Source organism: Alistipes sp. ZOR0009 (assembly GCF_000798815.1).
Lineage (GTDB): Bacteria > Bacteroidota > Bacteroidia > Bacteroidales > ZOR0009 > Acetobacteroides.
The window spans coordinates 1-7,002 of record NZ_JTLD01000068.1 but is presented as its reverse complement, the minus strand read 5'-3'; the positions used below and the strand labels follow the sequence as shown (position 1 = coordinate 7,002).

The 7,002-nt window shown below is 50.2% G+C and carries 6 protein-coding genes; all 6 read left to right on the top strand.

Annotation, left to right across the window (positions count from 1 at the left end):
* The first annotated feature begins 140 nt into the window (after positions 1-140).
* The 6 genes from mtgA to L990_RS15715 all read left to right on the top strand — a co-directional run bounded on the left by mtgA (position 141) and on the right by L990_RS15715 (position 5,860).
* Complete coding sequence (mtgA, locus tag L990_RS15740; RefSeq protein WP_047451364.1) at positions 141-821, top strand: monofunctional biosynthetic peptidoglycan transglycosylase; 681 nt, start codon at positions 141-143, stop codon at positions 819-821.
* A 42-nt stretch (positions 822-863) separates the two neighbouring features.
* Positions 864-2,864: a tetratricopeptide repeat protein gene (locus L990_RS15735; RefSeq protein WP_081981760.1), complete on the top strand. Its 2,001-nt coding sequence runs from the start codon at positions 864-866 to the stop codon at positions 2,862-2,864.
* A 90-nt stretch (positions 2,865-2,954) separates the two neighbouring features.
* Positions 2,955-4,286: an MATE family efflux transporter gene (locus tag L990_RS15730; RefSeq protein WP_047451360.1), complete on the top strand. Its 1,332-nt coding sequence runs from the start codon at positions 2,955-2,957 to the stop codon at positions 4,284-4,286.
* Between the two features lie 58 nt (positions 4,287-4,344).
* On the top strand, positions 4,345-4,998 hold the full coding sequence (locus tag L990_RS15725; RefSeq protein ID WP_047451357.1) for a hypothetical protein: 654 nt from the start codon (positions 4,345-4,347) through the stop codon (positions 4,996-4,998).
* Between the two features lie 11 nt (positions 4,999-5,009).
* On the top strand, positions 5,010-5,414 hold the full coding sequence (locus tag L990_RS15720; protein WP_047451355.1) for a hypothetical protein: 405 nt from the start codon (positions 5,010-5,012) through the stop codon (positions 5,412-5,414).
* Positions 5,415-5,449: 35 nt separating this feature from the next.
* Positions 5,450-5,860, top strand: a complete 411-nt coding sequence (locus L990_RS15715; RefSeq protein ID WP_047451353.1) for a hypothetical protein — start codon at positions 5,450-5,452, stop codon at positions 5,858-5,860.
* Positions 5,861-7,002: the final 1,142 nt, after the last annotated feature.

Here is a 7,002-nt window from a genome sequence, read left to right as displayed (position 1 = left end):
AAGCGCAAAAGAAGAAAAGGTTGAAGTTTCTGACATTAATTTTGTAATGACACCCGTAAATGCTTTTATAGATACGGTGTTTTTATATTTTTGTGGACAAATCGCATTTTTATAAGTAGATGAGCCAGAAAGTACGACCAATGACAAAATTCAAAAGAGGTGTAAAGTTTTTCATCTTATTCTTCTTCAGCACATCCATATTTTCAGTGCTCGTACTTGGATTTGTACCCATTACCTTTACGCCGCTAATGCTTATTCGCTCGGTAGAGCAGGCTTTTGATGGAGAGTTCCCGGTGGCCAAGCGCAACTGGAATTCGTACAGCAACATTAGCCCCAACATGGTGCTGGCGGTGGTATCATCGGAAGATAACAAGTTTCCGGAGCACTACGGGTTCGATTTTGTTGCCATCGAAAGGGCGTTGAAGCATAACTCAAAAAAGTCGAAAAAGATTAGAGGAGGAAGCACCATATCGCAGCAAACCGCCAAAAACGTGTTCCTAGTACCAGCCCGAACCTGGGTTCGAAAGGGGCTAGAAACCTACTTTACGGTACTGATAGAGCTAACGTGGTCGAAGCGGCGAATCATGGAGGCCTACCTCAATATTGTTGAGCTGGGCAATGGGGTTTACGGCGTGCAGTCGGCCTCGGAGTTCTACTTCGAAAAGGATGCCGACAAGCTCACCAAAAGCCAAGCCGCGCTGCTGGCCGCCACGCTACCGAGCCCCCTAAAGCGCGATCCGGGCGACCCTAACGGTAAGCTACGGCGCAAGCAGGCGCTCATACTTAGAATAATGCGAAAAGTGAAGGAAGTGAACCTCTAAATAGACGCGACAAGCAACTACTCACATACAAAAACTACAAACGTGAGAATACTACAAACAATAACTGCCTCCATCATCATTGTCCTGCTTAGCCACAGCTTAGCCTCGGCCCAAATAGACAAGGATTACTTTTTCTTCAACGGAAGGCAGAACCTGATAGACAGCAAATACACCGATGCCATAGAGAACTTTAACGTTCTCATCAAAACCGACAAGACCCTACACGAGGCCTTCTTTTTTAGGGGGATAGCCAAGTTTAACCTAGGCGACCTCATTGGTGCTAACGAGGATTTCAGCGAGGCCATCCGCCTAAACCCCGTTTACACGCAGGCCTACCACTATAGGGCCATCACCCTTGCCCGCATGGGTAACACCGAATCGGCCATCAACGACTTGAACCAGGCAGCCCTGCTGCGCCCCGAGTATCCCGGCATCTACTATAGTCGCGGGGTAACCCACTTCATGTCGCAGCAGTTCGAAAAGGCAATCGACGATTTTAACAAGTTCATAAAGAGCGAACCCAAGGTGAGCGACGCCTACGTAAACAGGGGAAGCACCTACCTCTTCATGAAGGATACCACCAAGGCGCTAGACGACTACAACCGAGCCATCTCGCTCGATTTTAACAACCAGGATGCCTACATGAAGCGTGGCCGCGTGCTATCCCTTCAAAAAAAGATGCAGGATGCCCTAAAAGATTTCAACAAGGCCATCGAAATAGATACCACCAACTCTACGGCCTACTTTAACCGAGGGTTGGCCTACTACGAAATGAAGCGCTACAACAGCACCATGGCCGACTTTAACAAGGCCATTAAGCTCGATCCGAAAAACCCCGTGATGCTCTACAACCGGGCCATACTCCGCTCGCAGGTTGGCGACCTTAACAACTCGGTAAAAGATTACGACGAGGTGGCAAAGCTGAGCCCTAAAAACGTGCTGGTTTACTACAACCGTGCTGGCGTGCTGGCCGAGCTGGGAATGCTGCAGGATGCCGTAAAGGATTACGGTAGGGCTATCAACCTTTACCCCGACTTTGCCAACGCCTACATGAACCGATCGTTTATTAAGCGCAAGCTAAACGACATGTCGGGCGCAAAGCGCGACTACGATATTGCAACCCGAAAGATAAAGGAGTACCGCTCGCGACTAAACGACAGCACCTTCTCGGTATACGCCGATACCAGCAAGAAGTTTAACGCCATGCTATCGTTCGATGCCAGCCTAGCGGACGACGACATGCTCATCAACCGTCAGGTGGATATTAAGCTAAGGCCGCTGTTCCGTATCGCCATAATGGATATCGACACGCTACCTCAAATTCAGAAGTCGTACTTCTACCCCACCTACGATAAGTTCCGAAACAGCATAAACGGCAAGCAGCTAACGCTTACCAACACGCCCATAAAGTATTCTGCCGCAGGGATAGATAGCCTAAAGCGCTACGCAGCCGAAGAGGGTAAGCGTGTCCCTGCCCTATCCGACTTCCTCGAAGCGGTAGTGGAGGGTAACCAAAACATGTTTACCAAATCGATAGGTACCTACGGAAAGGCCATAGAGGCCAATCCCAAAAACGGCTACGCCTACATCAACCGCAGCACCCTTCAGGCCGAAATGGTTGACTTTGTTTCATCCATAGAAAACAACATTCAACCCGTAATACTGGACGAAAAGGGAACTGGGACATCGAACAGCAGCGCAGCTGCCGGAACCAAAACCAAGGTGGAGGTTACGGTTTACAACTACGATCAGGCTTTGGACGATCTAAACAAGGCGGCAAAGCTGCTGCCCGACTATGCCTACGTATACTACAACATGGGTAACATCTACACCCTTGCTAACCGCATGCCCGATGCCATACAGAGCTACACCAAGGCCATAGAGCAGTATCCGTACCTAGCCGATGCCTACTTTAATCGAGGTTTGGTTCAGATCTACCTTAAGGATACCAACAAGGGGTGTCTCGACATCAGCAAGTCGGGCGAGCTGGGCATAAAAGAGGCCTATACCATACTCAAGAAGTACTGCATAAAAGAAAAATAGCACCACAAGGCGAACCATTTGGTTCGCCTTTTTTTATGCGTTCGCACCGGCAGCCAACCACTCAAAAGAATTCTTGTACCTTTGCAACCTATGAAAGACGAAATATCATACGGCAATATTTGGCGCATAGCCTACCCCATTATTATCGGCAGCGTTAGCCAAACCATACTCAACATCACCGACACCGTCTTCGTTGGACGACTTGGAGAGCTGGAGCTCGCAGCAGGAGCCCTTGGCGTGCTTATTTACCTTACCATTATTATGGTGATAAACGGCTTTACCATCGGCAACCAAATTATTATGGCCCGCCGCTTTGGCGAAGATCGCCCCAACGAAATTGGCCGTACCTTCTCCAACGCCTTCTTCCTGCTCTTCGCAATAGTTACCGTTGTGTTTGTCTCCATCAAGATGGCGGCTCCAAGCCTTATAACCAACCTTGTCAGCAACCACGATATTGCCACGCTCGTTGGCGATTTTGTGCAGGTGCGCATCTGGGGTCTCTTCTTTGCTGCCTTCATGCTCCTATTCCGCGCCTTTTACGTGGCAACAGCCAACACCAAGGTGCTTATCGCAGTAACCTCTACCACCGTTGGACTCAACATAATCCTAAACTATGCGCTTATATTTGGTAAGCTGGGGCTACCTGCCTACGGGTTTGTTGGTGCCGCAATGGCATCCGTTATCTCCGAGCTGGTAGGGTTCATCATCATCCTTGGATTCACCATCTACAACCGCTACTTCACCAAGTTCTCGCTGGTTAAGCTGCGCTACTTTAAAAGCAAAATAGTAGGCGAAATACTAAAGATAGCCTCCCCCATGATGCTGCAGCACCTGATATCGTTCAGCGCTTGGTTTGTGATCTTCCTTATTATCGAAAGGATGGGAGAACGTTCGCTGGCCATATCCAACATCGTTCGCAGCCTATACATAACCATGATGGTTCCCATCTGGGGATTTGCCGAAGCAACCAACAGCCTCGTTAGCTTCCTAATGGGCGAAAAGCGATTCGAGCGTGTTCCCATACTAGTTCGCCGCTCGATGCTGCTAAGCTTTAGCGGTGTTTTTCTCATCGTATGCCTGTCTTACCCATTTCTTCACCAAATTATAGGTTTCTACACCACCGATGCCAACCTAATTGCAGCAACGCTGCCTGTTGTTAAGGTGGTAATGCTCGGATCAATAATCATGTCGCTTGGATTTATCGCCTTCATGGCCATTTCGGGAACCGGAAACACGCTCATTGCCTTTGGTCTCGAATTCTCCGACATTGCGCTGTACATAGTGCTAGCGTACATCCTTACCGTACACCTAAACGCCAACGTAACCACCATGTGGTTTATCGAAACCTTCTACTCTGGCTACATGCTAATTGTTTGCCTGCTCTACCTGCGATTTGGGAAATGGAGAGAAAAGATTGTTTAGCTTATAGCTTAAAATTGCTATATTGCATAGTGGTGAAACACTCTAATAGAAACCATTCATGCGTAAGCTACTATTTTGGATTTCGGCCTTGATAGTCTCGGCTAGCGCCGTAGGCCAGGCTCCAGCCCCCAACGGAGAACTTCCCGACTCGCTTCTAAATATTGGAGGACGCAGGTCTACCAAGCTGGTATCTCCAATTACGGGTAAGCCCCAAATAAAGAGCACCACCGAATACCTAAGCTACTACAACCTCGACGAAATGGCTACCGTGTCCGCCATCATGGGGAATAGCGCTCGAGGTTGGAGCGCCACCTACTTTGTGCATGGGTTGTACAGCTGGGGTCGAATGGCTATCCCGCTCACCTTCTCGGCCGATTTCATCGAGGATTTTTACACCCAGCGGGCTAAACTGTACCAAACCAGCTCCACCTACTACGTAAAGGTAGGAGCAGAAGCCTTCTACGCCATCAAAAAGCGGCTATGGCTCAACCTAGGTGCCCAAATCCCCCTAGGAAACGAGAAGCTAGCCAACTGGCAGGGCGACAACGTCAGCACCGTTATCTTCGGAATCTACCTATCGCAAAGCATAAGGTATATGGCGGCCAGATACGAAGGTTTCTCCTTTGGCGTAGGCCTCTTTCAGCAGCGCACCTCATCCAAAGTAATATCCGAGAACTACGGCGTTAAGGTCGAGCTCGGCTACAAATTCTAACATTATTACCCATGGCCATTCGATACGAAAAAGATTACCTGCTACGCCTAATGCAAAACTTCTTTCTGGCATTAGATCGCATTGTGAACGCCCGCAAAAATCAGGACTACGAGCAAGTTTACTCCGAGCTCGAGGTTACCTTCCTCGCCTTCTTCGAGAAAAATCTCGCCTTCTTCGAAGAGCTCGATCCCGATGCCATTATTGCCCTTTTCGACGAAGATCCCTACCCCACCGAAAAGGTCGAAATGGTAGCCATGCTCCTTTTCGAGGCAGGCATTGTTGCCCCCCAACGCGAGGTGATGGAGCGTCGGCTAGCTACCGTAAACAGCCTCATCGATCACATCTCCGCCACCCGCAAAAGCATCTCCATCGACCACATGAGCAAGCAGCAGTACATCCGAAAAATACTCGGATAGCCAATTCCCAAAATCATCCACCCATAAGCACCATCATGCAAGAACCTCCAATTCCCGACTTAAGCACCATCCGAAAGCTCCTTACCGATACCTTTTCGAATGTCGCTACCGCCCGCGAGCAAAAAAGCCTGGAGCATATCGCCCAAGAGGTGCACCACTTCGTATCAGCCTCCCTCGATAAAAATCTCGATATTGTAGAAGAGCTAAAACCTGACGAGCTAGCCCACCTTTTTGCCGAAGACCCCGAGCCCCAAGAACTCCTCGAAATGATCGCCTTCATCTATCTCGAAGCCGCCTTTGCCCATCCAAACGCCCTTAATATAAGCTCCTGGATTGCCCAAGCGGGCTCCATCGTCAGCCACCTTATCGGCCTACAGCACACCTTTACCGACAAAATGCAATTCTGGCTATCAAATCCACCCTCAATCCCCAGCAACCCTACCTAGAGCAATTCACCCATCAAAGCGCCCCATACCAGCCCAATTTCCCCCAACGTAGCTGATTTTTTCAGGGCGTTCCCCTTCGGGTCGGGCTGTACGCTGCAAGTCCTCGCCCTACGCTCCGCTTCGGGCTGCGGGCTTTCCGCTCCCATCCCTAACGCGGCCTTCTGCCAACCCGGTAGCTTAGCGCCTTTGGCAGCCATCGGCCTGCCTCTACCCTACCTCGAAATAGCCTCGATAGGGAAAAACACCTATCCTTTTTGCATTTTCCCACTCTAGCGCAGCTGGAAACAAAACTGCAGTTGCATTTTCGCACTCTAACGCAGCTGGACACAAAACTGCGATTGCATTTTCTTATTCTAGCGGAGCTGGACACGAAACTGCGATTGCATTTTCTTATTCTAGCGGAGCTGGACACGAAACTGCGGTTGCATTTTCCTATTCTAGCGGAGCTGGGAGCAAAACTGCAGTTGCATTTTCCTGTCCTGGCCGAGTAGCGAACGAAAATGCAAACTTAGCCCCTCCTCGCTCAGCTGATTCAGGCACAACTAAGGAAAAATACGGAACAATTACTATGCTTTAGAATCCAGATCAACCCGTATCGGGTCGCACCTGCTGCAGAACTCTCTTCTACACCACTTAATGGCGCTGGCATTAATCCGCTATCGAAATCCCTACGGGATTTAAGGTTTATAGCCAGCTGGCTGACCACCCGCACCCGACTCCGTAGGAGTCGAACCGCCTAGCCTCCTGCATCGCATCACAGCGAAGGACACCCGTATCAGGTGTCGGCTTTCCACCGCTCGGCTTAGCGTCCTCGCTAAGCTGGGTTCGGTACGGCCTCCGGCCGCATGCGCCAAATTCGAAGATGTAGCACTAAAGGGGAAAGATAGGGAGCTAAATCCGCCGTAGAACGCCCCCTTTTTGCCCGAAAAGGGAGCCCACCCCCAAGCGCCTTGGGCGGCCAGCAGCGCCGCGTGGAGCGGATCAGAGGGGGTAGGACACGTAGCTCAGGGAAAGCCTCCCGTAAGGAGGGGGAATAAACCAAAAAAGGCCCCGAACTTTCGTTCGAGGCCTCTTGTAAGGTTGGCGGCCACCTACTCTCCCGCTTGGTGTAGCAGTACCATCGGCGCTGGCGGGCTTAACGG

What these genes read in the sequence shown, in the direction of transcription:
- mtgA (WP_047451364.1), top strand. Translation starts at nt 141, where the DNA reads ATGACAAAATTCAAAAGAGGTGTAAAGTTTTTCATCTTATTCTTCTTC.
- L990_RS15730 (WP_047451360.1), top strand. Translation starts at nt 2,955, where the DNA reads ATGAAAGACGAAATATCATACGGCAATATTTGGCGCATAGCCTACCCC.
- L990_RS15725 (WP_047451357.1), top strand. Translation starts at nt 4,345, where the DNA reads ATGCGTAAGCTACTATTTTGGATTTCGGCCTTGATAGTCTCGGCTAGC.
- L990_RS15720 (WP_047451355.1), top strand. Translation starts at nt 5,010, where the DNA reads ATGGCCATTCGATACGAAAAAGATTACCTGCTACGCCTAATGCAAAAC.
- L990_RS15715 (WP_047451353.1), top strand. Translation starts at nt 5,450, where the DNA reads ATGCAAGAACCTCCAATTCCCGACTTAAGCACCATCCGAAAGCTCCTT.